Below are 2,331 nucleotides of genomic sequence, written 5' to 3'. Positions count from 1 at the left end.
CGTCGCCTGGGCACTCGTCCCGCTGGTCAACATGGTGGCCTTCCTGAGGGTGCCGCTGCCCGCGACCGTCCCCGACGAGCACCGCACCGCACTGCGGGAACTCTTCCGCGCCCCCGCCTTCGCCGCGGCCGTCGTGCTGATGCTCTGCGCCGGCGCGGCCGAGCTGACCATGTCGCAGTGGTCCTCCCTCTTCGCGGAGGAGGGCCTGGGGGTCTCGAAGGTCTGGGGTGACCTGGCGGGTCCGTGCCTGTTCGCGGTCCTGATGGGCATCGGACGCATCGTCTACGGCCTGTGGGGCGAGCGGATCCCGCTGGTACCGGCCATGACCTCGTGCGGTGCGCTGGCGGCCGTCTGTTACCTGGTGGCCTGCCTGTCCGCCGACCCGGTGGTCAGCCTCGTCGGCTGCGCGGTGTGCGGCCTGGCCGTCAGCCTGCTGTGGCCGGGGACCTTCAGCCTCGCCGCGGCCCGCTTCCCCCTCGGCGGCGCGGCCATGTTCGGCGTGCTGGCCGTCTTCGGCGACGCCGGCGGCGCGGCCGGTCCCTGGATCGCCGGAGCCGCCGCGGACGCCTCCGCCGCCGCCACCGGGCTTCTGGGCGATCTGTCGGCCGTGCTTCCCGACGACGGCGGTTCGGGTCTGCGCACCGGCATCCTCGTCGCCACCGCCTTCCCGCTCGCCATCGTCGCGGTCACCCTCGCGTACGGCATCCGGGCCGGGCGTGCGGGCGTCGTGACAGGCGGTGTCGTGACAGGCGGTGCGGACGGTGAGGCGGACGGTGAGGCGGCCGGTGGCCCGCCCAGGGATCCTCGTCTCACGGGTTGACCTGCCGTGTCCACCCGAATCGCCGGGCCTCCCACCGGCGGTTCGAGTGCTTCAGGAGGTTCAGAAGGGTATGACGAGCCTTGTCATGCCCGATGGCCGGGCCTGCCGACCACAGAGGAGCATTTGATGGATTCGCACCCGTCCGGCGGGATCGCCGTGGTCGACGGCGTGAGCGGGGGCATCGGCCCGGCCGCGGCCCGCGCGCTCGGCGGGGAGGGCGCATGAGGGCCGGCCACCCCCGCGGTCTCGGGGAGAGACCGTGAGCGAGATCGGCGCACGGCTCCGCGACGCGCTCCACGCCGAGCTGCCCGCCGCCTTCCGGCTGCGGCGGGAACTGCACGCCGAGCCGTGCCTGTCCGGCCAGGAGGAGCCGACGCTCAAACGGGTGCTGGACGCGCTGCCCGAGGGCAGCGCGATGGAGCGGGTGGCCGGGACCGGTGCGCTCCTGCGGGTCGGCGGCGACGGCCTGGCCGTCGGGGTGCGCGGAGAGCTGGACGCCCTGCCGATCTCCGAGGAGACGGGGGTGGCCTGGGCCTCGCGGAACGGTGCCATGCACGCCTGCGGCCATGACGTCCACCTCGCCGCCCTGGTCGCGCTGACCAGGGCGATCGACCACGTGAAGGCACCGGCGCCGATGGTCGCGGTGCTGCAGCCTCGCGAGGAGGGTCCCCCCTCCGGCGCCCGTGACATCGTCGAGTCGGGCGCGCTCCAGCGGAACCAGGTCGGCGCCATGATCGCGGCACACGTCCAGCCGGTGCTCGAAGCCGGTCAGACGGCCTGCACTCCCGGCGCGGTCAACGCCTCCGCGGACCAGTTCACCGTCATCGTCAGGGGTCAGGGCGGGCACGCGGCCTATCCCCACCTGGCCCGCGACCCGATCCTGGCACTCGCCCAGGTCATCGTGGCCGCCCAGCAACTGGTCAGCCGCGACGCCGACCCGATGACGCCGACGGTGGTCACCTTCGGGGCGGTGGCGGCGGGCACCGCTCCGAACGCGATTCCAGAGCAGGCCGCCGCCCGCGGCACCATCCGGACGATGTCGGAGTCCTGGCGCCGCCGGTTGCATCAGCGCTTCCATGAGCTCGCCGAGGGGGTCGCCCGCGCCTACGGCTGCGAGGCGGAGGTGCGGATCACCTACGGGGATCCGGTGCTCGTCAACGACGCCCGCCTCGCCGAGGAGACCGGCTGCATCCTCGTCGACGCCGCCCACCACATGCCCGCCACGCTGCGCTCCTGCGGTGCCGATGACTTCGCCCACTTCGCGTCGGTCGTGCCGTCGCTGATGCTGTTCGTGGGCACCGACACGGAGGCGGGGCTGCACAGCCCGTACTTCCTGCCCGGAGACGACACGGTGCGGGCGCTCGCCGAGAGCCTGCTCGCCGGCTACCTCGGCGCCGCGCAGGTGATCGGCGCGGGCTAGGCCCTGTCCTGCGGATCTTTTGCCTACTGCGGTCGGTCAGGCGGCGCCTCGCCGCGTTGTCGTCGGTCACCGCAGCACGCTGCGGCTCCCT

At 73.7% G+C, this 2,331-nt stretch carries 2 protein-coding genes; both read left to right on the top strand.

From position 1 onward, the window contains the following. On the top strand, positions 1-820 hold an 820-nt coding region (locus ABZ260_RS50125), incomplete at its 5' end, for an MFS transporter (RefSeq protein WP_355632771.1). Positions 821-1,079: 259 nt separating this feature from the next. Next, positions 1,080-2,240, top strand: coding sequence for a M20 family metallopeptidase (locus ABZ260_RS50120; protein WP_355632768.1), 1,161 nt, complete (start codon positions 1,080-1,082; stop codon positions 2,238-2,240). Positions 2,241-2,331 lie beyond the last annotated feature (91 nt).

The organism is Streptosporangium sp. NPDC006013 (assembly GCF_040614275.1).
GTDB lineage: Bacteria > Actinomycetota > Actinomycetes > Streptosporangiales > Streptosporangiaceae > Streptosporangium.
Note: the sequence above shows the minus strand (reverse complement) of the source record. Positions and strands in the feature narration are given on the sequence as shown.